Origin of the sequence: Streptomyces sp. NBC_00704 (genome assembly GCF_036226605.1) — a bacterium.
Classification (GTDB): Bacteria; Actinomycetota; Actinomycetes; order Streptomycetales; family Streptomycetaceae; genus Streptomyces.
On the sequence record NZ_CP109000.1, the window covers coordinates 1564163 to 1585721 of the forward strand.

Genomic DNA, 21559 nt, shown 5'->3' on the forward strand with positions numbered 1-21559 from the left:
GTACAGACAGCCCTCTTTCCACGGACCCCCAGGAGCACACAGTGACCGACGCGCACACCGCCGGCCCCTTCATCGCCGCCATCGACCAGGGCACCACCTCCTCCCGCTGCATCGTCTTCGACCGCGACGGCCGGATCGTCTCCGTCGACCAGAAGGAGCACGAGCAGATCTTCCCGAAGCCGGGCTGGGTCGAGCACGACGCCAACGAGATCTGGACCAACGTCCAGGAGGTCGTCGCCGGAGCCGTCGAGAAGGCCGGCATCACCCGCGACGACATCAAGGCCATCGGCATCACCAACCAGCGCGAGACCACGCTGCTGTGGGACAAGAACACCGGTGAGCCCGTCCACAACGCCATCGTCTGGCAGGACACCCGCACCGACGCCCTGTGCCGCGAACTCGGCCGCAACGTCGGCCAGGACCGCTTCCGCCGCGAGACCGGTCTCCCGCTGGCCTCCTACTTCGCCGGCCCCAAGGCGCGCTGGCTGCTCGACAACGTCGAGGGCCTGCGCGAGCGCGCCGAGGCGGGCGACATCCTCTTCGGCACCATGGACTCCTGGGTCATCTGGAACCTGACCGGCGGCGTCGACGGCGGCAAGCACTACACCGACGTCACCAACGCCTCGCGCACCATGCTGATGAACCTGCACACCCTGGAGTGGGACGAGAAGATCGCCGAGTCCATCGGCGTCCCGATGAACATGCTCCCGGAGATCCGCTCCTCCGCCGAGGTCTACGGCGAGGTCACCGGCGGCCGCCTGGGCGACCTGCTCGGCGGCATCCCGGTCGCCTCCGCGCTCGGCGACCAGCAGGCCGCCCTGTTCGGCCAGACCTGCTTCGCCGAGGGCGAGGCCAAGTCGACGTACGGCACCGGCACGTTCATGCTGATGAACACCGGCGAGAAGATCATCAACTCCTACTCGGGCCTGCTGACCACGGTCGGCTACCGCATCGGCGACGCCAAGCCGGTGTACGCCCTGGAGGGCTCGATCGCCGTCACCGGTTCGCTGGTGCAGTGGATGCGCGACCAGATGGGCCTGATCTCCACCGCCGCCGAGATCGAGACGCTCGCGCTCTCCGTCGAGGACAACGGCGGCGCCTACTTCGTGCCGGCCTTCTCCGGCCTGTTCGCCCCGTACTGGCGCTCCGACGCCCGCGGTGTGATCGCCGGCCTCACCCGGTACGTCACCAAGGCGCACCTCGCACGCGCCGTCCTGGAGGCCACGGCCTGGCAGACCCGTGAGATCACCGACGCCATGACGAAGGACTCCGGCGTCGAGCTCGCGGCCCTCAAGGTCGACGGCGGCATGACCTCCAACAACCTGCTGATGCAGACCCTCTCGGACTTCCTGGACGCCCCCGTGGTGCGCCCCATGGTCGCCGAGACCACCTGCCTCGGCGCCGCCTACGCCGCCGGTCTCGCCGTCGGCTTCTGGACCAGCACCGACGACCTGCGCGCCAACTGGCGCAGGGCCGCCGAGTGGACCCCCCGCATGGACGCGGACACCCGCGACCGTGAGTACAAGAGCTGGCTCAAGGCCGTCGAGCGGACCATGGGCTGGCTCGAGGACGAGGAGTAAGACCCGACATGACCAGTCAGCCCACCCTGCAGTCCGTGCCTGCCCTGGGGACGCACCCGGCGTCCGGCTCCAACCCGAGCCGCGCCGAGACCCGGGACCAGCTCTCCAAGGCGTCGTACGACCTTCTCGTGATCGGCGGCGGCATCCTGGGCATCTCCACCGCCTGGCACGCCGCGCAGTCCGGCCTCAGGGTGGCTCTGGTCGACGCCGGCGACTTCGCCGGCGCCACCTCCTCCGCCTCCTCCAAGCTGCTCCACGGCGGTCTGCGCTACCTGCAGACCGGCGCGGTGAAGCTGGTGGCGGAGAACCACTTCGAGCGCCGTGCGGTCTCCCGCCAGGTGGCCCCCCACCTGGCGAACCCGCTCACCTTCTACCTCCCCGTGTACAAGGGCGGGCCGCACGGCGCGGCGAAGCTCGGGGCGGGCGTCTTCGCCTACTCCGCCCTGTCGGCGTTCGGCGACGGCGTCGGCCACCTCCTGTCCCCGGCCAAGGCCGCGCAGGACGTGCCCGAGCTGCGCACCGACGGCCTCAAGGCCGTGGCCGTCTACGGCGACGACCAGATGAACGACGCGCGCATGGCGCTGATGACGGTCCGCGCGGCCGTCGAGGCGGGCGCGGTGGTCCTCAACCACGCCGAGGTGTCCGGCCTGCGCTTCACCAGGGGCCGGGTCACCGGCGCGGACCTGCGCGACCGGCTCTCCGGGGACGAGTTCGGCGTCGACGCCCGTCTGGTGCTGAACGCCACCGGCCCGTGGGTGGACCACCTGCGCAGGATGGAGGACCCGAACGCGGCGCCGTCCATCCGCCTGTCCAAGGGCGCGCACCTGGTGCTCAAGCGCACCGCGCCGTGGCGGGCCGCGCTCGCCACGCCCATCGACAAGTACCGCATCACCTTCGCCCTCCCCTGGGAGGACATGCTGCTGCTCGGCACGACCGACGAGGAGTACGAGGGCGACCCGGCGGACGTCGCCGTCACCGAGAAGGACACCGCCCAGATACTCGACGAGGCCGCCTTCTCCATCCGCGACCAGCAGCTCGACCGCGACCTGATCACCTACGCCTTCGCGGGGCTGCGCGTGCTGCCGGGCGGCCCCGGCGACACGGCGAAGGCCAAGCGCGAGACCGTGGTGACCGAGGGCCGGGGCGGCATGCTGTCCGTCGCGGGCGGCAAGTGGACGACGTTCCGGCACATCGGCCGTACGGTCATGCAGAAGCTGGAGGCGCTGCCGGGCCACCCGCTGGGCGACGACTTCGAGCCCGTCTCCGCGCTGCCGAGGAAGCTGCCGCTGCCCGGCGTCGCCAACCCGCGCGCGGTCGCCCACCGGCTGCTGGTCGACAACCCGGCGCCCGGCCCGCGCATGGCGGCCGACACCGCGAAGCACCTCGCGACCCACTACGGCTCGCTCGCCTTCGACATCGCCCGGCTGGCCAACGACAACCCCGAGCTGGCCGCGCGCGTCCACCCGGACGCGCCGGAGATCTGGGCGCAGGTCGTCTACGCCCGCGACAACGAGTGGGCCGAGACGCCGGACGACGTGCTGCGCCGCCGCACGACGCTGACCATCCGCGGTCTCGCCACCGACGACGTCCGCGCCAAGGTGCAGGACCTGCTCGACAAGAAGTAGGCCCGTGGGCCCGCCCCCCGGCGGGCCGGGCACGAAGACCCTCCGCCGGTCCCACTCCCCTGACCGGGGCCGGCGCCGGGGGACGGCCCCGCCGTACCGGGGCCGGAACCGGGGAAGGGGCGGCTCCACCCCTATGGAGCCGCCCCTTCCGCATGCCGTCCCCGCGCCACGCCCCGCCCTCCACGGGTGCGGCCGGACGTCCGGCGTCGAACGTGATCGCGGTTTCGGGGGCGGTCCGGTGATCTGGCCGCATAATGGCCGCTGAGACATCGGATGTCTCATGGGGAACGACAGGAGGACGGACATGGCAGTCACCGACGAGGCGATCGAGCGGATCAAGGGCATGATCGTCTCGGGTGCGCTGCGCCCCGGGGACCGGCTGCCCAAGGAGAGCGAGCTGGCCGCCGAGCTGGGCCTGTCCCGCAACTCGCTGCGCGAGGCGGTGCGCGCCCTGTCGCTGATCCGGATCCTGGACGTACGGCAGGGCGACGGCACGTACGTCACCAGCCTCGACCCCCAACTGCTCCTGGAGGCGCTGAGTTTCGTCGTGGACTTCCACCGCGACGACACCGTCCTGGAGTTCCTGGCGGTGCGCCGCATCCTGGAGCCGGCCGCCACGGCGATGGCCGCCCTGCGCGTGAGCGAACAGCAACTCGACGCGCTGGAGTCCCAGTTGGACAACCTGGGGGACGCCCCGTCGGTGGAGGAACTGGTCGCGAGCGACCTGGAGTTCCACCGGGGCATCGTGCGCAGCGCCGGCAACTCGGTGCTGTGCTCGCTGCTCGACGGCCTGTCCGGGCCCACCACCCGGGCCCGGATCTGGCGCGGCCTGACCCAGGAGGACGCCGTCACGGGGACGCTGCGCGAGCACCGGGCGATCCTGGCGGCGCTGCGCGACCGCGACGCGGACGCCGCGCGGTCGTGGGCGACGGTGCACATCGCGAGCGTCGAGCAGTGGCTGCGTTCGTCGTTGTAGGGCGGAGGCCGCGGACGCGGGGCGTGGTGCGCGGCGGTGGCCCCGGCGCGCCGGCGCGGTTCTCCCGGCCGGTCGCGGACGCGGGCGCCGAGGGGTGTCCGGGGGCGGTGATCGGGGCAGTGATCCGGTCACTCCCCCGTGCAAGGGGGCTGCGGGCGCCCCCGCAGAACGCCGTAAGGTTGGGTGGTCAAGCGAGGGCACGTCGGAAGGAGGCGCTGGGTGATCGAGCTCGAGGGGGTTCCCGAGCTGATCGACCCGGTCATGGTGGCCGCGTTCGAGGGCTGGAACGATGCCGGCGACGCCGCCTCCACCGCGGTCGCGCATCTGGAGCGGGAATGGAAGGGCGAGGTGTTCGCGGCGCTGGACGCCGAGGACTACTACGACTTCCAGGTGAACCGGCCCACGGTGTGGATGGACGCCGGCGTGCGCAAGATCACATGGCCCACGACAAGGTTGTCGGTCGTGCGGGTCGGCGGTGACAAGCCCCGCGACCTGGTGCTCGTGCGCGGCATCGAACCGTCCATGCGCTGGCGCTCGTTCTGCAACGAGCTGCTGGGCTTCGCCCACGAGCTGGGCGTGGAGCTGGTGGTCGTCCTGGGCGCGCTGCTCGGCGACACCCCGCACACGCGTCCGGTGCCGATCAGCGGGACGACGTCGGACGCCGATCTGGCGCAGCGGATGGACCTGGAGGAGACCAAGTACGAGGGCCCCACGGGCATCGTCGGCGTCCTCCAGGAGGCGTGCGCGCACGCGGGGGTGCCCGCGGTGAGCCTCTGGGCGGCCGTGCCGCACTACGTCTCGCAGCCGCCGAACCCGAAGGCGACGCTGGCCCTCCTCAACCGCCTGGAGGACCTGATCGACGTGCGCATCCCGCTGGGCGAACTGCCCGAGGACGCGCGGGCCTGGCAGGTGGGCGTGGACCAGCTGGCCGCCGAGGACACCGAGGTCGCCGAGTACGTGCAGACGCTGGAAGAGGCGCGGGACACCGCGGAACTGCCGGAGGCGTCGGGCGAGGCGATCGCCCGCGAGTTCGAGCGCTACCTGCGGCGGCGGGACGGCGGCGGGCCGCCCGACCCCGGGGAGCGCACCCGGCCCCCCAAGCCGCCGAAGCCGAGCGGTGAGACCCCGGACGACGGCGAGTCCTCGGACGACTGAGCGGCCCGCCGGGACAGCGGTCGACGGGACGGCGTCCGGCGGGGCGGCGACTCGCGGGACGGCGGCCGCACGGGGGCGGCGGCCGGTCGCGGTCGTCGACCGCGCGGGCGTCGTGAACCGGCGGCGGGCGCCGAGGCCGTGAACGGCAGCTGAACGAAAGGGGCGCCCCGGGAGGCGCCCCTTTCGTTCAGCTGCCGAGGTGTCAGAGCGCCACGCCGAGCAGGGCGTCCACCGCCCGCGAGACGATGCCGGGGGCGCCGATGTCGGTGCCGCCCGTCTCCTGCTGGAGCGCCGCCCAGCGGTCGACGGCGGCGAGCGCGGCGGGGGCGTCGAGGTCCGCGGCGAGGGCGTCGCGCAGTTCCTCGACGAGCGCCTCGGCGGGCGGTCCGTCGGGCCGCGAGACCGCGGCGCGCCAGCGGCCGAGCCGGGCCTCGGCGTCCGCCAGCACCTGGTCGGTCCACTCCCAGTCGGCGCGGTAGTGGTGCGCGAGGAGGGCGAGCCGGATGGCGGCGGGGTCGACGCCGTCCTGCCGGAGCCTGGAGACGAAGACGAGGTTGCCCCTGGACTTGGACATCTTCTCGCCGTGGAGAGCGACCATGCCGGCGTGCACGTACGCCTTGGCCATGGGGAACTCGCCGGTGAGGGCCTGTGCGTGGGAGGCGCCCATCTCGTGGTGCGGGAAGGCGAGGTCGGAGCCGCCGCCCTGGACGTCGAAGCCCATGCCCAGGTGGTCCAGGGCGATGGCCACGCACTCGATGTGCCAGCCGGGCCGGCCGCGGCCGAGCGAGCCGCCGTCCCAGCTGGGCTCGCCCTCGCGGGCGGCCATCCACAGCATGGGGTCGAGCGGGTTCTTCTTCCCGGGGCGCTCGGGGTCGCCGCCGCGTTCGGCGGACAGCGCGCGCATGGTCGCGACGTCCAGGTTCGCGACCTTGCCGAAGTCGGGATCGGCCTCGACGGAGAAGTAGACGTCGCCGTCGAGTTCGTAGGCGGCGCCCGCGTCCCGCAGCCGCTCGACGAGCGGGACGATGCCGGGTATGGCCTCGACCGCGCCTATGTAGTGCCGCGGCGGGAGCATCCGCAGGGCGGTCATGTCCTCGCGGAAGAGGGCCGTCTCCTTCTCGGCGAGGGCGACCCAGTCGACGCCGTCGCGTTCGGCCCGCTCCAGGAGGGGGTCGTCGACGTCGGTGACGTTCTGGACGTAGTGGACCTGCCGCTTGGTGTCGAGCCACACGCGCTGGACGAGGTCGAACGCGTTGTAGGTCGCCGCGTGGCCGATGTGGGTCGCGTCGTACGGCGTGATGCCGCAGACGTAGATTCGGGCGACGGGACCGGGGTCGAGGGAGACCGTACCGCCGGTCGCGGTGTCGTGGATCCTCAGGTCGCGGCCCTGACCGGGCAGGGCGGGGACCTCGGAAGCGGGCCAGGCATGCATGTCATGAGCGTAACCGGACGGCAGTTGCGCGTACGAACCGGAGCGGCCGGATGGCCGGGAAGGCGCTCTTGCCGGTCGCCGGCCGCTGTGACGCCCCCTGTCCCAACGTCTTCATCGGCCTTCTAGACCGGGGGCCAGGGGATCGCGGGCCAGTCGCCGCTCGGCTCGGGGTGGGTCCCGGCGGCGAGCAGGGCCTCGGTCCGCGCGCGGGTGGCGTCGATCTCGGCGGGGGTGATGAGCCCGCTCAGCGCGGAGGACAGCCGTCCGCCGGGTTCCAGGGCGCTTCTGAGGCCCTGGAGGACCTCGACGGCCTCGGCGGTCAGGGGCTCGCCGGCCCAGCCCCACAGGAGCGTGCGCAGCTTGTTCTCGGCGTTGAAGGCGACGCCGTGGTCGATGCCGTACAGGCGGCCGTCGGCGGTGGGCAGCAGATGGCCGCCCTTGCGGTCGGCGTTGTTGATGACGGCGTCCAGCACGGCGAGCCGGCGCAGCCGTTCGTCGTCGGCGTGCACCAGCAGCGCGGTGCGGCCCTCGCCGACCTCGGCGAAGCCGATCGCCTTCCAGCCGGGCCCGGGCTCGTCGCCGTCCACCAGGGCCAGCAACTCGGACTCGGGGGCCGTCTCGACCCACAGCTGGCACATGCCCTCGCCGTGCGGCCCGTCCCGCAGCACGGTGGGCGGGACGAGGCCCCATCCGGTGGCCTCCGAGACCTCGTACGCGGCGACCTCGCGCCCGGCGAGGGTGCCGTCGGGGAAGTCCCACAGGGGCCGCTCCCCCGCGACCGGCTTGTAGACGCAGGCGGCCTCGCGGCCCTCGTGGGCGACGGTGCAGTACAGGGCCGCGTTCGAGGCGTCGCGGATGCGTCCGCGGACCGTGAGCCCGCCGTGGGCGAGGAGGCCGGCGAGGGCCGGGTCGGTGGTCGTCACGCTCCCCGGCGGTATCCGTTCTGGCGCGGACATACGTGTCCTTCCGGGTCGAGCGGCAGACTGCACAGCGGGCACGGCGGCCGGCCGGCGTTGACGACGTCGAGGGCGCGCTTGGCGAAGGCCCGCGCCTGGGCGCCGGTGAGCCGGACCCGCAGCATCGGGGGACCGTTCTCCTCGTCCTGGAGGAGGCGCTCCTCGGCCTCGGCGAGGTCCTCCTCGGAGTCGGCCTCGAGTTCCACGAGGGCCTGCGCCTCGACGATCATGCGCTGTTCCTCGCCGTCCCAGGCGAGGGCCATGGTGCCGACCCGGAACTCCTCCTCGATCGGGGTGTCGAGGGGAGCGGTGTCGCTGTTCTCGGCGGGCGACACGGCGGGCACCATGGCGCTGCCGCCGCTGCGGCGTACGACCTCGTCCAGCAGTTCGTCCATGCGCTCGGCGAGCGCGGCGACCTGCGTCTTCTCCAGGGCCACGCTGGTCACCCGACCGGCGGCGGTGGCCTGGAGGAAGAAGGTGCGGCGCCCGGGCAGCCCGACCGTACCGGCCACGAAACGGTCCGGGGGGTCGTAGAGGAACACCTGACGGGACACGTCCTGTCTCCATGGAAGTCGTGGGTCATCGTGGCACTGGGGACGCGTGGGGAGACGTCCCCGCGGGTACGCGCGCGTTCGCGGACCGCTTCACCCTACTGCGGCCGACGATCACGGTGCGCCCGCACCGCCCCCGACCGGGGCGTCCCCCGTGGGCGGCTCCTCGCGCGGCGCCAGGGAGGCGAGGTCGCCGGTGTCGCCGAGGCGCACGAGAAAGGGGCGCAGCCGGGTGTAACGGATCGCCGTGATGGAACAAGGTTCCACAGAGATCCGTTGGAAGAGGTCGAGATGAAGCCCCAGTGCGTCCGCGACGAGCGACTTGATGATGTCCCCGTGCGAGCACATCAGATAGACGGCGTCGGCGCCGTGGTCGCGTTCCACTCGCGCGTTCCACTCGCGCACCGCCTCGGCGGCGCGGGTCTGCATGCTCCGCAGGGACTCGCCGCCCGGGAAGGCGGCCGCGGAGGGGTGCGACTGCACGATCTCCATCAGCGGCTCGTCCGTCAGCTCGGCGAGCTTGCGGCCCGACCAGTCGCCGTAGTGGCACTCCCCGATCCGCTCGTCGGTGTGCGCGCGCAGGGCGGGCCGGGCGGCGAGCAGGGGGCCCAGCGTCTCCTGGCAGCGTTGCAGGGGGCTGGTGACGACCTCCGCGATCGGCAGCGCCGCGAGCCGCCCCGGCAGCGCGGCGGCCTGTGCGGCTCCGCGTTCGTCGAGGGCGACGCCGGGCGTCCAGCCGGCGAGCACTGCGGAGGTGTTGGCGGTGGACCGGCCGTGCCGGACGAGGATCAACGTGGGCATGCGGCCCAGGGTAGGCGCACGCGCGTGTGCGCCGACGAGCGCTCGAAGGGAGGACGCCTCCGGTGATCGTGGACTGCGCCATCTACCGCGACGGACGTCGCACGGAGGGTCCGGAGGACTTCTCGGACGCCGTGGACGAGGCGCGGGCCGGGGGCGGCTTCGTCTGGGTGGGGCTGCACGAGCCCACCGAGAAGGAGTTCGACCTCGTCACGCGGGAGTTCGGGCTGCACCCGCTGGCCGTCGAGGACGCGCTCAAGGCCCATCAGCGGCCCAAGCTGGAGGTGTACGACGACTCGCTGTTCCTGGTGTTCAAGCCCGTCGTCTACGAGACGAAGAGCGACACGGTCACCTCCGGCGAGGTGATGGTCTTCCTCGGGGACTCGTTCGTGGTGACCGTCCGGCACGGCGAGGGCGCGCCGCTCGCCGCCGTGCGGCACCGGCTGGAACACGAGCGCAAGCTGCTCGCCAAGGGGCCCACGGCGGTCGTGTACGCGATCGCCGACGCGACCGTGGACCACTACCTGGACGTGGCGACGGAGTTGCAGACCGACCTGGAGGAGCTGGAGGCGGAGGTGTTCTCGCCGGACGGCGGGGGCTCGCGCAACACCGCGTCGCGGATCTACACCTTCAAGCGGCAGATCCTGGAGTTCCGTCGGGCGACGGGCCCGCTGGGGCCGCCGCTGACCCGGCTGGCGGGGGGCAGCGTGTCCGGCCCCGGCGTGCCGTTCGTCAACGACAAGGCGCGGCCGTTCTTCCGGGACGTCAGCGACCACCTCACGCGCGTGAACGAGTCCGTGGAGGGGCTGGACCGGCTGGTGACGGACATCCTCTCGGCGCATCTGGCGCAGATGAGCGTCCGGCAGAACGACGACATGCGGAAGATCTCGGCGTGGGCGGCCATGGCGGCGGTCCCCACGATGATCGCGGGGATCTACGGCATGAACTTCGAGCACATGCCGGAGCTGCACTGGGTGTGGTCGTATCCGGTGGTGATCGTGGTGATGGGCGTGCTGGAGCTGCTGCTGTTCCGGATGTTCAAGCGCCGCGGCTGGCTGTAGCGCGCCCGCCCGCCGGGCCGGCCGCCCGAAGCGAACGCCCGCGCCGAAAGGGCGGCGCGACCGGGCGGACCGGTCGGACCGGGGGGCCGGTCGGGCAGCGCAGGTCAGGCAGGTCAGGCGGCTGACGCGGGTCAGGCGTACTCGGGGGCCGCGGTGGCGGGGCCGCCGAGGGCGTCGCGGCGTTCGGGCGTCTCCAGGGAGACCATCCGCCGCCAGCCGGTGAACCGCTCCCACGCGTAGACGGCGTGGATGCCCGCCGCGAGGAGGACCGCGCGCGCCCTGGACCAGCCGAGGATGCGGCCCATGTGGGCCATGACGGCCAGGCTCACGTCGCGGTAGACGCGGATCTCGGCGAGCGCGCACGCGCGCAGGGTGCGCTGGATGTCGCGTCCGTGCCCCGCGCGGGCGAGGCGCAGCAGTTCCTCGTGGCAGTACGCGAGGTGGTTGTCCTCGTCGGCGGCGATCATCCTGACGGCGCGGCCGATGTCGGGGTGATCGGCGAAGTGCCTGCGCAGCAGGGCCATCTGCTCGGCGGCGCGCTGTTCGGTGACCCGGCTGTGGGAGAGGTAGGTGACGACGTCGGGCACCGTCAGGGGCCGCTCGGCCCTGAGGCGGTCGTGGGAGAGGCCGATGCCGCCCTGCTCCAGGAGCATCGTGTAGTCGGTGTCGGGCGGGACGGGCACCGGGTCGAGGCCGCGTTTGCGCAGCAGGGCGCGGAAGATCCGCCCGTGCTTGTCCTCGTCGGCTCCGTGGCGGGCGATCTTGGGGGCGAGGGCGCGTTCGGCGGGCGGGACGAGGGCGGCGATCCGGCCGTTCTCCCAGCCCCCCTGCGACTCGCCGCCGGCCGCGATCGAGCAGAACAGCGCGAAGGACTCGTCGTCGTCGAGGATCTCCTGGAACAGACTCTTGGCCGAAAGCATCGTGGGCCCCTCTCCGCACTGCGCAGCATTCCGCAAGGTTCCGCAAGGAACGAGTCAAGTGCGGCCCGTCGGGCGCTGCAACAGCAGTGTCGGCCGACTCCGCCGAAAGAGGGACGCCGGGAGTCGGCCGTGGAGCGTAACCAGGCGCCGCGCGGCGCGTTGTGCTGCGTGACGGCCGTGGCGGGGAAGACCCCCGAGCCCCCACCACGGCCGCTGAAACTTCCCCCGCGCGGCTCCCGCGGTCTTCTCGCGCGTGCCTTCCCGCGCCGTCGTCCGCGGGAGCCGTCCGCGCGAGCCCGCTCCGTCCGGTTACACCAGGCCGGCCAGCTCCGCGGCCTGCACGCCCGCCCGCAGCGAGGCCAGCCGCTCCTCCAGGGCGAAGCCCGCCGGGGCCAGGGTGAGGGTGGTGACGCCGGCGGCCGCGTAGGCCTTCATGCGGTCGGCGATCCGCTCCACCGAGCCCAGCAGCGTGGTGCGGTCGATCAGCTCGTGGGGGACCGCGGCCGCCGCGCCCTGCTTGTCGCCGGACAGGTACTTGTCCTGGATGTCGGCGGCCGCCGCCTCGTAGCCCATCCGCTGCGCCAGCTGGTTGTAGAAGTTCTGCTTGCGGCTGCCCATGCCGCCGACGTAGAGCGCGGTGTAGGGACGGAAGGTGTCGGCGAGGCGCTCGACGTCCTTGTCCTCGCCGAGGGCCAGCGGCAGCGTCGGGCAGACGTCGAAGCCCTCCAGGGTCTTGCCCGCCTTCTCGCGTCCGGCCCGCAGGTGCCTGATCGCGGTGTCCTCGAGGTGGTCGGCGGACGGGAAGATGAGCAGTGCGCCGTCGGCGATCTCGCCGGTCTGCTCCAGGTTCTTCGGGCCGATCGCCGCGATGTACAGCGGGATGTGCTCGCGCTCGGGGTGCACCGTCAGCTTGATCGGCTTGCCGGGGCCACCGGGCAGCGGCAGCGTCCAGTGCGCGCCCTCGTACGACAGCCGCTCACGCGTCATCGCCTTGCGGACGATCTCGACGTACTCGCGGGTGCGGGACAGCGGCTTGTCGAACTTGACGCCGTACCAGCCCTCGGAGACCTGCGGCCCGGAGACGCCGAGACCGAGCCGGAAGCGGCCGCCGGAGAGGGAGTCGAGCGTGGCGGCGGTCATCGCGGTCATGGCGGGCTGACGCGCGGGGATCTGGAAGATGGCAGAGCCGACGTCGATCCGCTCGGTCTGCGCGGCGACCCAGGTGAGCACGGTGGCCGCGTCCGACCCGTAGGCCTCGGCGGCCCAGCAGACGGCGTACCCGAGGCGGTCGGCCTCCTGGGCGACGGCGAGGTTGTCGCCGTCCATTCCGGCACCCCAGTAGCCGAGGTTGATCCCGAGCTGCATGGCCGATCCCCTTACTGATCAGTAACGACGCTGTTGCGCAGACCTTAGCGCGGGGGGCGCGGGGCCGGGAGACGGTGTGGCGAGGGTCGCGCGGGCCGGCGCCGGCGTCGCGGCCTGCGCGGAACCCGGTCCGCCGTCCCCGGATCCGGTTGTCCACAGGCAACCCACCGCCCAGTTCTGGCCAGTAATCTCGGCGTCCATGGAGCAGAGGCATCTCGGCCGCACCGGCCTGCGTGTGTCCCGCATCGGGCTCGGCACCCTCACCTGGGGACGCGGCACCGACGAGCACGACGCCGCGGACGTCATGAAGACGTTCTGGGAGGCGGGCGGGACCCTGGTCGACACGGCCGACGTGTACGGCGACGGGGACGCCGAGTACCTGCTCGGGCGGCTCATGGACGGGCTGGTGCCGCGCCGGGACCTGGTCGTCTCCACGAAGGCGGGCAGCGTGCCCGACCCGGACCGGCGCTTCGACGGCTCACGGGGTCATCTGCTCGCCGCTCTCGACGCCTCCCTCTCCCGGCTGGGCACGGACCACGTCGACATATGGCAGGTGCACGCCTTCGACCCGGACACCCCGCTGGAGGAGACCCTCCAGGCGCTGGACATCGCCGTTGCCAGCGGCCGCGCCCGGTACGCGGGCGTCTCCAACTTCTGCGGCTGGCAGCTCGCCAAGGCGGCCACCTGGCAGCTCGCCGCGCCGGGAACGCGGACGCGGCTGGCGGCGACGCAGATGGAGTACTCGCTGCTGCAACGCGGCATCGAACGCGAGGTGCTGCCGGCCGCGCTCGACCTGGGCGTCGGCCTGCTGCCCTCCTCTCCCCTCGGCCGGGGCGTCCTCACCGGCAAGTACCGCGGGGACGCCCTGCCGCCCGACTCGCGCGGCGCCTCCGAGCACTTCGCGCGTTTCGTCGAGCCCTATCTGGACGACACCGCTAGCCGGATCGTCGACGCCGTGGCGACGGCGGCGGACGGGCTGGCGGTGACGCCCCTTCAGGTGGCCCTGGCCTGGGTGCGCGACCGGCCGGGCGTGGCCGCCCCGATCGTCGGCGCGCGCAACGCGCAGCAGCTCACGGCGGCTTTGTCAGTGGAGGCGCTTAGTCTTCCTGACGAGATCTGCCGGGCCCTCGACGACGTGTCGGCGCCCGTGCACCGCTATCCCGATCACGACTGGAGCACGCTGTGAGCACGGAGCCGGATTCCCCGCAGAGCACGGAGAACGCCGCACCGGCGGGGCCGGACGCCGCCGAGGAGCCCGGAACGCCGGCCGCCGCCGAGGACGCGAACGCCGGGACGGGCACCGCGTCGGACGGCCCCGGCGGCCCGGACCGTGCGGGCGACGCCCGCGCCTCCGAGGCCGACGCGGCGGCACCCCGGGCCGACGGAACCACGTCCCCGAAAGACGGCGAGAGCGCCGGTACGGGCCCGGAGGGCTCCGCCGACGACGCGGAGGCCCTCGCGGGCGACACCGATGCCGGCGCGGCCGACGAGGACGGTGAGGGCGACGGCGACGGCAGTGCTTCCTCGACCGCCGAGGCCGCGGCCGCGGCGGAGGCCGCCGCGCAGCTCTCCGAGGCGCAGGCCGAACTCGCCGCGCAGAAGCTGGAGCGGGAGCGGATCGCGCGGCGCAAGGCCGAGAAGGCGGCCCCCATCGCCGCCGGGGCCAAGCTCAGCGGGAAGGCGGCCGATCTGCTGGCCGCGGTTCGGGCTGTGGAGGGCGGGGCCACGCCCCCGGCCACGGTCTTCGGCGCGGAACCCGCCCCGCGCCGCGCCGTGCCCGAGCCGGTCCGGCGGCCGCAGCCCGCGCCCGCCGAGTCCCTCCCGTCGGCTCCGGCGGCCGACACCGTCGAGGGCGTGCGGCGCGTGCTGGCCGGCGGCGGCGCGCCCGAGGCGCTCGCGGCACAGGCCGCCGCCGCGCTCGGCGAGGGCGCCGAGGACGTCCTGCGCGAGGACCCGTGGCAGTTGCTGCGGGTCCCCGGCGTCCGGCCCGAGCAGGCCGACGGGTTCGCGCGGGCGCTGCTGGGCCCGCAGTGCGCCCCCGACGACGAGCGGCGCGGCCGCGCCGTGACGGTCTGGCTGCTGGAGCAGGCCGCGCTGGCCGGGCACACGGCCCTGGAGCTGCCCACGCTCACCGCCGCACTCGTACGGCAGGCCGTGCCGGACGCCGACGCGGCCGTACAGAGCACCTTGGCCGAAGGAGAGGCCCTGGTCTTCCAGGACGCCCTGGACGACGCGCCTGCGGCCGATCGTCCGGACGCGGCCTCCGTGCCGGGCGGCCACCGCGAACACGGCTCCCACGCCGAGCAGAGGGAGAAGGGGGAGCAGGGAGACGACGGGCCGGAGGGCGAGGAGGCCCGGCCGGTCCGGGTGCTGGTCGGCCTGGAGCGGTACGCGCTCGCCGAGGAGAGCCTGGCCGACGCCCTGGCCCGCGTGGTCAACTCCCTGGCCAAGGAGGCGTCCGCACCGTGGGAGCCCGCGGCCGCCGGCACGTCCGGCAGCACCGCCGAACTGATCCGCGCCGTGGCCGGGCACGGGCTGGTGCTGCACACCGGGGGCGAGGCCGCCCGCGCCGAGCCCGCCGCGCTCCTCACCGCTGCCCTCCGACTGGGCCTGCGCGCCGTCGCCGCGTGCCACACCTCCGACGGCCGACGGCGATTCACGGCCCTCCTCGGCGAGGCGGCCCCGGACGGCGCGGTGGTGACCGTCCCCGGTCTCCTCTCCGGCGCCGAGGGTCCGGGCCGGGACGGCGACGGGGCCTTCGCGCTGGACCTGCTGATCGTGCTCGACGCGCCGCAACTGGACGTGGAGAGCGCCGCGATGCTCGCCGAGTCCCTGCCGGACGGGGCACGCCTGGTGCTCAGCGGCGACCCGGCGGTGCTGTGGTCGGCGGGGCCCGGCCGGGTCTTCGCCGACCTGCTCGCGGCGCGCGCCTGCCCCCAGGTCGCCTCGCGCGTCCCCGACCCCGGCCCGCTCGGCGAGCTGGTGTCCGGGGTCGGCATCGGCGAGCTGAACCAGGTCGACGCACCGGGCAAGGAGATCGTGATCGTGCCGGTGCGCGACGCGGGCGAGGCCGTCCACCGCACGGTGCAGCTCCTCGCCGACTCGGTGCCGCGGGCCTTCGGGATCACGTCCGACGAAGCGGTGGTGATCACGCCGGGACACGGCGGCGCGGCCGGTACCCGTGCTCTCAACACGGCTCTGAAGGAACGGCTCAATCCCGGCCCCGGCCGCTTCGGCGGCTTCGACCCCGGCGACCGGATCGCCTACTCCCCCGCGCCGGGCCGTACGGTGACCGGCCGGGTGGTGACGGCCGACGCGGACGGGCTGCACCTGACGTGCGCGGACGTCCCCGTCGTCGTCCCGAGGGAACGGGTGGAGCAGACCGTGCGCCACGGGTGGGCGCTCACCGCTCACCAGGCCGTCGGCAGCCGGTGGCCCGCGGCGGTCGTGGTGCTGCCCGGGGACGGGGCGCGAGCCCTGTCCCGCCCCTGGGTGTACACGGCCTTCGGCCGGGCGGAGCGTCATCTGTCGGTGGTGCACGGAGTGGAGCAGGCCCTGCCGCGGGCGGTCGCGGAGGTTCCCGCGAAACCGCGCACGACGCGCCTGCCGGTGCTGCTGCGCACCCAGCTCCCGGCGGCGCGGTAGCGCGAAAGGCGGCGGTCGTGAAGGGGTCTCCCCCTCCACGACCGCCGCCGTCCCGGCCTCCGTCCCCCTGACGCCCGGAAGTGCGGGCGATCCGACGCCACCGCCTCCCGTAGCGGCCGCCGGTCGCCTGACGCCGATCGTTCGGCGCCGGTCACCGGGAGCCGGTCACCCGGTGGGCTCGCCGGGCCCGTCACCGGGCGGCCGCCCGTGCCGTCGGGTGCGGGCGGCCGGTCGCGGTGCGGTCGCTAGCGGTCCGCGTCCAGCGTCTCCAGCTCCTCGTCCTCGACGTCGTCGGCTTCGTCGTCGGGGTCGTCGTCCAGTTCGTCGAAGACCGAGCTGACGTCGAAGCGGCAGACCACGCGCTCGGGGTCGGCGTCGTCGAACGGGGCCTCGAGCCACTCCCCCGGCTCGGGCGGTTCGTCGGCGGCCAGCACCCACAGCGTGGAGTCGCCCTCCTCCAGGCCGAACTCCTTGTGCCGGGAGGCGATCTCGTCCGCCTCGAACTCGCCGAACAGGATGCCCAGCGCTCCGTGCACGGTGCTCGCGGCCCCGGCGCCGGCGGCCTCCTCGTCCGCCGCCTCCACCCGCTGCGCCTGCGCCAGCAGCCGCTGCGGTTCGGCGACGGCGTAGTCGCGGCGGATGAGCACGCTCAGCCCGTTCGGCTCCTCCGGCCCCGCGTACGGCGGCAGGGAGTCCTCCGCGCCGGGGATCTCGAAGGGCGTGACCTCGTCGTACCGGTCGTAGAGCAGTTCGTCGTACACCTCGGCGGCCGCGGCCAGCTCGTTGAACGCCTCGTTGACAGCCGGGTCGTCCTCTCCCGTCCTGCGTTCGACCGCGGCCAGGTGGCGGTCGAGCGCGGTCTTGACCGCCTCGGCGGCGGCGCGTACCTCGGCAGCGGTGGGCTGCGCAGCATCAGACATAGTGCAGACGCTATCCGTACCGGGCCCCAGCCCGCACAATAGATGCGATGCCGGAATACGAATTCGTCGACGTCTACGTGCCGCGCGGGGTCTCCCGCAAGGAGGCGACGCGACTGCTGACCGACCATGCCGAGTACGGACACTGGGAGTTGGACCGCCTGAGCCTGCTGCGCGACGGCAGCCGCAGGGTGCGGTTGCGCCGGCGGATCATCCGCCAGGTGCGTGCCACCTGGTGAGGTGAGAGACGGAAAACGGAGCGGGCCCCGCCGAGGCGGGGCCCGCTCCGTTGTGGGCGCCCGGACCGCTTACGCGGAGGGGCGCGCCTTGCGGTAGAGCACCGCGCCCGCGAGCAGCGCGCCCGCGCCGACCGGCAGGACGAGGCCCATCGGCATCTCGCTGCCCGTGTGCGCGAGCTGCGGGGCCCGGACGGCGGGCCCGTGCACGGAGGAGGCGCCGGCCGGCGTCACGTGGTGGGGGGTGGACGGCACGCCGCCGGGGTGGGACGGGGTGGACACGCCCGGCTTGCCGTGGTCGTGGCCGCCGGGCCTGCCCGGGGTCTCGTGGCCGCGGGACGGGGGCGTGTGCATGCCGGGACCGCTGTCGTTGGCGCAGTCGTTGCCGAAGCTCGGGTTGAGGATCCCGACGACGTCGATGCCGTTGCCGCACACGTTCACCGGCACGTCGACCGGCGCCTGGACGTGGTTGCCGGAGCCGACGCCCGGCGATCCGCCCGTGTGGCCGCCGGCCTGCGCACCCCCGGAGCCGCCGTGACCACCGTCGTAGCCGCCGTGACCGCCGTTGTGGCCGCCGTGACCGCCGTTGTGGCCGCTGTTGTGTCCTCCGGCGTGGCCGCCGTTGTGGCCTGCGCCCTGGTTCCCGCCCTGGTTCCCGCCATGGCTCCCGGAGTGGCCGGCGCCGCCCCGGTGCTCGCCGTATCCGCGCGAGGGGGCGCCGCCGCCCTTGTTGACGCAGGAGTTGCCGAAGGTCGGGTTGAGGGCCCCGACGACGTCGACGGTGTTGCCGCACACGTTGACGGGAACGTTGATCGGCGCCTGCACCGAGTTGCCCGACAGGACGCCGGGCGAGTCGGTGGCGTAGCCGTTCGCGCCGGCGTCGGCGTGGGCGTAGCCGCCGGCGGCGGCGATCACCCCCGTTGCCGCCGCCACGGTCATGAGGCTTTTGCGGGTGACCTGTCGCATTGCTGAATCCCTGCTTTCCATTTCGTCCGCGTCCCGAATCGCTCGCATCATTGCAGCTGTTCGATTTGTTCGGGATTTTCGAAGTCTTCGGTCTTTCCTTCGGGAAAAGACCGGTCGGCCCCGGAGCGCATGGGGTGCGCTCCGGGGCCGACGGTGTGGACGACCCCTCAGCGGGTCGACGTCAGTCGTTGACGCAGGTGTTGCCGAAGGCGGGGTTCAGCAGCCCGATCACCGAGATCGTGTTGCCGCAGACGTTCACCGGGACGTGCACGGGAACCTGGATGACGTTGCCGGACACCACACCCGGGGAGCCCACCGCGGCACCCTGGGCACCGGCGTCGGCGACGGCGAGGCCCGCACCCGCGAGAACCAGCCCACCAGTGGCAGCCGCAGCAGCGACGACCTTCTTGATCATTATTCCTCCTAGTTGGCAAAGCGACCCCAAGCAGCGGATCGCATGTCACCAGTAACGAGGCGGAATTAATGAGGCTACGAGTTTATCGGCGCATTCACTCTTCCCAGTCGCGCCCGTACAGGCGGACGATTTTCCCGGCGCGGCCGGAGCCTGGTGAAATCTCGTTTCACCGGGACATTTCAGGAGGCGTCGATGAAGCGGTCCAGCACGCGCACCCCGAACTTGAGCCCGTCCACCGGCACCCGCTCGTCGACGCCGTGGAACATGCCGGCGAAGTCCAGCTCCGGCGGAAGCTTGAGCGGGGCGAAGCCGAACCCACGGATGCCGAGGTCGTCGAAGGACTTGGCGTCGGTGCCGCCCGAGAGCATGTACGGGACCGCCTTCGCCGTGGGGTCCTCGGCGAGCAGCGAGGACTGCATGGCCTCGACCAGCGCCCCGTCGAAGGACGTCTCCAGCGCCTTGTCGGAGTGCACGTCCTCGCGGCGCACGTTCGGGCCGAGGATCCGGTCGAGGTCGGCCAGGAACTCGTCCTCGTACCCCGGCAGGAACCGTCCGTCGACGTGCGCGGTGGCCTCGCCGGGGATGACGTTGACCTTGTAGCCGGCGCCGAGCTGGGTCGGGTTGGCGGTGTTGCTCAGGGTCGCGCCGATCAGCTTGGCGATGCCGCCGAGCCGGGCCAGCGTCGCCTGCATGTCCTCGGGGTCCAGCGGGGTGCCCAGGGCGTCGCCCAGCTCGTCGAGGAAGGCCCGGGTCGTCTTGGTGACCCGGACGGGGAAGGTGTGCCGGCCGAGCCGTGCGACGGCCTCGGACAGCTCGGTGATGGCGTTGTCCCGGTGGATCATCGAGCCGTGGCCCGCGGTACCGGCCACGGTCAGCTTCATCCAGTGCATGCCTTTCTCGGCCGTCTGGACGAGATAGAGCCGCCGCTCCTCGCTCACCGTGAACGAGAAGCCGCCCACCTCGCTGATCGCCTCGGTGACGCCGTCGAAGAGGTGGGGGTGGCGGTCGACGAGGTGGCGGGCGCCGTAGGTGCCGCCGGCCTCCTCGTCGGCCAGGAACGCCAGCACGATGTCGCGCGGGGGCCTGCGCCCGGAGCGCAGGCGGTCGCGGACGACGGCCAGCGTCATCGCGTCCATGTCCTTCATGTCGACCGCGCCGCGGCCCCACACGCAGCCGTCGGCGACCTCGCCGGAGAAGGGGTGGTGGGTCCAGTCGGCCGCGTTGGCCGGGACGACGTCGAGATGGCCGTGGATGAGCAGGGCCGGCCTCGACGGGTCCTCGCCCGCGATGCGGGCCACCGTGGAGGCGCGGCCCGGATGGGATTCGAAGATCTCGGGTTCGAGGCCCACCTCGGCGAGCTTCTCGGCGACCCACTCGGCCGCCTTGCGCTCGCCGGGGCCCGAGTGGTCGCCGTAGTTGCTGGTGTCGATCCGGATCAGCTCGCGGCAGAGGTCCACGACCTCGTCCTCGCCGGTGACGGTCCTGGCCGTGTCGTCCGTCGCGCTCACGCTGGTTCCTCCCGCTGTCACTGCTGGTGGGTCCTCTCATCCTCCCTCTCTCCCGGGTCCCGGCCCAAGACCGGTCCCGGCCCGTCACACACCGTGCACGCCGCGCCGCCCGCCGGGGGCCCGCATCCCGTGATCGGGCACTGCGGAAAGCCTGGTAATGTTTACGACGTCGCCGCGAGGGAAACCCCGCACGACAGACACCTTGTCCGGGTGGCGGAATGGCAGACGCGCTAGCTTGAGGTGCTAGTGCCCTTTATCGGGCGTGGGGGTTCAAGTCCCCCCTCGGACACATGAAAGAGCGAGGGCCGCGACCACTGGTCGCGGCCCTCGCTCGTGTGCGTGGAGCGGCTCCCCTGCCCGTGAGCACCCGGTCCGGGAGCACCCGGTCCGGTGGGCGGACCGGGGCGCGTAGCGCTCCACGGGAACGCGGTGACGGCCCCGTGCGGGGCGATGTCCCACGGCCCTCCCCCGGCTCTCCGGGATGCGGGGGCGGGCACAATGGGGGCATGGTCCGACGTTCCGCCCGTCCGCGGCAGCGAGCCGCCGCCTCCGTGCCCGCCGGCTGCCCGTGCGGGCTGCCCGCGTCCTACGAGGCGTGCTGCGGGCGCTACCACGCGGGCGGCGGTGCCGTGACCGCCCCCACCGCCGAGGCGCTGATGCGCTCGCGCTACAGCGCGTTCGTGCGCGGGGACGTGCCCTACCTGCTGCGGACCTGGCATCCGCGGACCCGGCCGGAGCGGCTGGAGCCGGATCCCGGGACGCGGTGGACGGGGCTGGAGATCCTCGCGACGTCCGACGGCACCGCGTTCCACACGTCCGGCGTCGTGGAGTTCCGGGCCTCCTACCGGGGCGGCACGCTGCACGAGCGCAGCCGGTTCGAGCGGGTGGGCGGGGCCTGGGCGTACGTGGACGGGGAGTTCCCCGAGCCGGGCGCGGGAGCGCGCTGAGGCCCGTCGCGGCGGACCAGGATCGGTCGGGGCCGGTCACACCTGGTTCCGGCCGGTCATGCCCGATTCGGGCCCACTGGTGGCCGGTTGGGGCCGGCCCAGGCCTAATTCGGGCCCGTAGGGGCCGGTCGGGCCCGATTCGGGCCGTCAGGGCTAGGCAGGCATTCGCGCCGGTCAGGTCCGGTGAGGCCTGTTCCGGCCGGTCAGGCCTGATGCGGGCCGATTGGCGCCGGTTGGAGCCGGCCCAGGCCTAATTCGGGCCCGTAGGGGCCGGTCAGGCATTCGCGTCGGCCAGGGCCGGTCCAGGCCGGTCGACGCCGGTCAGGCCCGATTCGGGCCGTCAGGGCTAGGCAGGCATTCGCGCCGGTCAGGGCCAGTCAGGCCTGTTCCGGCTGGTCAGGCCTGAAGCGGGCCGATTGGCGCCGGTTGGAGCCGGCCCAAGCCTGATTCGGGCCCGTAGGGGCCGGTCAGGCATTCGCGTCGGCCAGGGCCGGTCCAGGCCGGTC

At 73.3% G+C, this 21559-nt stretch carries 19 protein-coding genes and 1 tRNA gene; 10 read left to right on the forward strand and 10 right to left on the reverse strand.

Annotated elements, in window-relative coordinates:
• Positions 1-41: 41 nt before the first annotated feature.
• The 4 genes from glpK to OG802_RS06935 all read left to right on the forward strand — a co-directional run bounded on the left by glpK (position 42) and on the right by OG802_RS06935 (position 5336).
• On the forward strand, positions 42-1580 hold the full coding sequence (gene glpK, locus OG802_RS06920) for a glycerol kinase GlpK (RefSeq protein ID WP_329408209.1): 1539 nt from the start codon (positions 42-44) through the stop codon (positions 1578-1580).
• Positions 1581-1588: 8 nt separating this feature from the next.
• Positions 1589-3205 carry a glycerol-3-phosphate dehydrogenase/oxidase gene (locus OG802_RS06925; RefSeq protein ID WP_329408212.1) on the forward strand — a complete coding sequence of 539 codons (1617 nt, stop codon included), beginning with the start codon at positions 1589-1591 and terminating at the stop codon, positions 3203-3205.
• Positions 3206-3509: 304 nt separating this feature from the next.
• Complete coding sequence (locus OG802_RS06930) at positions 3510-4181, forward strand: FadR/GntR family transcriptional regulator (protein WP_329408214.1); 672 nt, start codon at positions 3510-3512, stop codon at positions 4179-4181.
• Positions 4182-4400: 219 nt separating this feature from the next.
• A complete protein-coding gene (locus OG802_RS06935; protein ID WP_329408216.1) occupies positions 4401-5336 on the forward strand; it encodes a PAC2 family protein in 936 nt (311 codons plus the stop codon).
• Between the two features lie 202 nt (positions 5337-5538).
• On the opposite strand, the gene mshC is transcribed toward OG802_RS06935, so the two are convergent.
• From mshC to OG802_RS06955, 4 genes are all read right to left on the reverse strand, one after another.
• Positions 5539-6768: a cysteine--1-D-myo-inosityl 2-amino-2-deoxy-alpha-D-glucopyranoside ligase gene (mshC, locus tag OG802_RS06940; RefSeq protein ID WP_329408218.1), complete on the reverse strand. Its 1230-nt coding sequence runs from the start codon at positions 6766-6768 to the stop codon at positions 5539-5541.
• Positions 6769-6890: 122 nt separating this feature from the next.
• Positions 6891-7724 (reverse strand): SCO1664 family protein, encoded by an 834-nt coding sequence (locus tag OG802_RS06945; RefSeq protein WP_443055192.1) that lies wholly within the window; start codon positions 7722-7724, stop codon positions 6891-6893.
• Positions 7688-8278, reverse strand: a complete 591-nt coding sequence (locus tag OG802_RS06950) for a DUF3090 domain-containing protein (protein WP_329408222.1) — start codon at positions 8276-8278, stop codon at positions 7688-7690. The genes OG802_RS06945 and OG802_RS06950 overlap by 37 nt, the downstream gene beginning before the upstream one ends.
• Positions 8279-8389: 111 nt before the next feature.
• Positions 8390-9076 (reverse strand): histidine phosphatase family protein, encoded by a 687-nt coding sequence (locus OG802_RS06955; protein WP_329408224.1) that lies wholly within the window; start codon positions 9074-9076, stop codon positions 8390-8392.
• Between the two features lie 62 nt (positions 9077-9138).
• Here OG802_RS06955 and corA point away from each other — a divergent pair, with 62 nt between their 5' ends.
• On the forward strand, positions 9139-10134 hold the full coding sequence (gene corA, locus OG802_RS06960) for a magnesium/cobalt transporter CorA (RefSeq protein ID WP_329408226.1): 996 nt from the start codon (positions 9139-9141) through the stop codon (positions 10132-10134).
• 131 nt (positions 10135-10265) lie between these two features.
• Here corA and OG802_RS06965 read toward each other — a convergent pair whose 3' ends face one another.
• Together OG802_RS06965 and OG802_RS06970 are read right to left on the reverse strand one after the other, a co-directional pair.
• Positions 10266-11054, reverse strand: a complete 789-nt coding sequence (locus OG802_RS06965; RefSeq protein WP_329408228.1) for a ferritin-like domain-containing protein — start codon at positions 11052-11054, stop codon at positions 10266-10268.
• A gap of 309 nt (positions 11055-11363) precedes the next feature.
• The gene (locus OG802_RS06970; RefSeq protein ID WP_329408230.1) at positions 11364-12419 is read right to left on the reverse strand and encodes an LLM class F420-dependent oxidoreductase; all 1056 of its coding nucleotides are present in this window, start codon (positions 12417-12419) and stop codon (positions 11364-11366) included.
• A gap of 199 nt (positions 12420-12618) precedes the next feature.
• Between OG802_RS06970 and OG802_RS06975 the strand changes: the two genes are divergently transcribed.
• Positions 12619-13605, forward strand: coding sequence for an aldo/keto reductase (locus tag OG802_RS06975; protein ID WP_329408232.1), 987 nt, complete (start codon positions 12619-12621; stop codon positions 13603-13605).
• Positions 13602-16064 carry a helix-hairpin-helix domain-containing protein gene (locus OG802_RS06980; RefSeq protein WP_329408233.1) on the forward strand — a complete coding sequence of 821 codons (2463 nt, stop codon included), beginning with the start codon at positions 13602-13604 and terminating at the stop codon, positions 16062-16064. The genes OG802_RS06975 and OG802_RS06980 overlap by 4 nt, the downstream gene beginning before the upstream one ends.
• Before the next feature lie 245 nt (positions 16065-16309).
• Here the strand turns inward: OG802_RS06980 and OG802_RS06985 are convergent, their stop codons facing one another.
• Entirely contained in the window at positions 16310-16984 is a 675-nt protein-coding gene (locus OG802_RS06985; RefSeq protein ID WP_329408235.1) for a hypothetical protein, read from the reverse strand.
• Between the two features lie 47 nt (positions 16985-17031).
• On the opposite strand from OG802_RS06985, the gene OG802_RS06990 reads away from it, so the two are divergent.
• A complete protein-coding gene (locus OG802_RS06990) occupies positions 17032-17220 on the forward strand; it encodes a DUF5703 family protein (RefSeq protein ID WP_014671721.1) in 189 nt (62 codons plus the stop codon).
• A gap of 69 nt (positions 17221-17289) precedes the next feature.
• Here OG802_RS06990 and OG802_RS06995 read toward each other — a convergent pair whose 3' ends face one another.
• The 3 genes from OG802_RS06995 to OG802_RS07005 all read right to left on the reverse strand — a co-directional run bounded on the left by OG802_RS06995 (position 17290) and on the right by OG802_RS07005 (position 20106).
• The gene (locus OG802_RS06995) at positions 17290-18183 is read right to left on the reverse strand and encodes a chaplin (RefSeq protein WP_329408247.1); all 894 of its coding nucleotides are present in this window, start codon (positions 18181-18183) and stop codon (positions 17290-17292) included.
• A gap of 181 nt (positions 18184-18364) precedes the next feature.
• Positions 18365-18598: a chaplin ChpH gene (gene chpH, locus OG802_RS07000; RefSeq protein WP_069773519.1), complete on the reverse strand. Its 234-nt coding sequence runs from the start codon at positions 18596-18598 to the stop codon at positions 18365-18367.
• A 179-nt stretch (positions 18599-18777) separates the two neighbouring features.
• The gene (locus OG802_RS07005) at positions 18778-20106 is read right to left on the reverse strand and encodes a M20/M25/M40 family metallo-hydrolase (RefSeq protein WP_329408250.1); all 1329 of its coding nucleotides are present in this window, start codon (positions 20104-20106) and stop codon (positions 18778-18780) included.
• 204 nt (positions 20107-20310) lie between these two features.
• On the opposite strand from OG802_RS07005, the gene OG802_RS07010 reads away from it, so the two are divergent.
• A tRNA-Leu gene (locus OG802_RS07010) sits at positions 20311-20395 on the forward strand.
• A 217-nt stretch (positions 20396-20612) separates the two neighbouring features.
• Positions 20613-21053, forward strand: a complete 441-nt coding sequence (locus tag OG802_RS07015; protein WP_329408252.1) for a YchJ family protein — start codon at positions 20613-20615, stop codon at positions 21051-21053.
• Positions 21054-21559: the final 506 nt, after the last annotated feature.

What these genes read in the sequence shown, in the direction of transcription:
- OG802_RS06925 (WP_329408212.1), top strand. Translation starts at nt 1,589, where the DNA reads ATGACCAGTCAGCCCACCCTGCAGTCCGTGCCTGCCCTGGGGACGCAC.
- OG802_RS06930 (WP_329408214.1), top strand. Translation starts at nt 3,510, where the DNA reads ATGGCAGTCACCGACGAGGCGATCGAGCGGATCAAGGGCATGATCGTC.
- mshC (WP_329408218.1), bottom strand. Translation starts at nt 6,768, where the DNA reads ATGCATGCCTGGCCCGCTTCCGAGGTCCCCGCCCTGCCCGGTCAGGGC.
- OG802_RS06945 (WP_443055192.1), bottom strand. Translation starts at nt 7,724, where the DNA reads ATGTCCGCGCCAGAACGGATACCGCCGGGGAGCGTGACGACCACCGAC.
- OG802_RS06955 (WP_329408224.1), bottom strand. Translation starts at nt 9,076, where the DNA reads ATGCCCACGTTGATCCTCGTCCGGCACGGCCGGTCCACCGCCAACACC.
- OG802_RS06965 (WP_329408228.1), bottom strand. Translation starts at nt 11,054, where the DNA reads ATGCTTTCGGCCAAGAGTCTGTTCCAGGAGATCCTCGACGACGACGAG.
- OG802_RS06970 (WP_329408230.1), bottom strand. Translation starts at nt 12,419, where the DNA reads ATGCAGCTCGGGATCAACCTCGGCTACTGGGGTGCCGGAATGGACGGC.
- OG802_RS06975 (WP_329408232.1), top strand. Translation starts at nt 12,619, where the DNA reads ATGGAGCAGAGGCATCTCGGCCGCACCGGCCTGCGTGTGTCCCGCATC.
- OG802_RS06985 (WP_329408235.1), bottom strand. Translation starts at nt 16,984, where the DNA reads ATGTCTGATGCTGCGCAGCCCACCGCTGCCGAGGTACGCGCCGCCGCC.
- OG802_RS06990 (WP_014671721.1), top strand. Translation starts at nt 17,032, where the DNA reads ATGCCGGAATACGAATTCGTCGACGTCTACGTGCCGCGCGGGGTCTCC.
- OG802_RS06995 (WP_329408247.1), bottom strand. Translation starts at nt 18,183, where the DNA reads ATGCGACAGGTCACCCGCAAAAGCCTCATGACCGTGGCGGCGGCAACG.
- chpH (WP_069773519.1), bottom strand. Translation starts at nt 18,598, where the DNA reads ATGATCAAGAAGGTCGTCGCTGCTGCGGCTGCCACTGGTGGGCTGGTT.
- OG802_RS07015 (WP_329408252.1), top strand. Translation starts at nt 20,613, where the DNA reads ATGGTCCGACGTTCCGCCCGTCCGCGGCAGCGAGCCGCCGCCTCCGTG.